General features: G+C 69.6%; 1 protein-coding gene. It reads right to left on the bottom strand.

The annotated features are described in order from the left end of the window. Positions 1-146: 146 nt before the first annotated feature. Positions 147-496 (bottom strand): EAL domain-containing protein (locus B2W70_RS01335; RefSeq protein WP_286742146.1); only part of this gene is annotated, 350 nt, incomplete at its 5' end.

Raw genomic sequence — 496 nt, 5'->3', positions numbered from 1 at the left:
CACCTTGGTCGGCAAGGCGGCGGCTTCAGGGGCCAGCGAGGCCTTGTTGCGCCGGCGAGCGCTCAGCAGGTGGTTGGCCCAGGCGCCCAGCATGGCGCCGATGAGGGCCACGCCCACCAGCCACCACGCTTGCAGCGCCACGCCCATCATGGGCGGCTGGCCTCCAGTTCGGACCAGGCGGTGGCGATGTCACTGGCCTCCGGGTCGGCTTCTGGCTGGGTGTCCAGCGGGATGGCGTTCGAAGCCAGCGGCATGGGCGCGCCGCGCTGGCCCAACCACTTCATCAGCGTGGGCTCGGACATCGGTCGCGCGAAGAGGAAGCCTTGCAGTTCGTCGCAATGCAGCTGGGCCAGGATGTCGGCCTGGTCCTGTGTCTCGACGCCCTCGGCCACCACCTTCAGGCCCAGCGCATGGGCCAGGCGCACCACGGCTTCGACGATGGCTTGCGCGTCGAGGCTGCTGTCGAGGTCGCGCACGAAGCTGCGGTCGATCTTGA

Source organism: Aquabacterium sp. UBA2148 (assembly GCF_002328915.1).
Lineage (GTDB): Bacteria > Pseudomonadota > Gammaproteobacteria > Burkholderiales > Burkholderiaceae_C > Aquabacterium > Aquabacterium parvum.
Note: the sequence above shows the minus strand (reverse complement) of the source record. Positions and strands in the feature narration are given on the sequence as shown.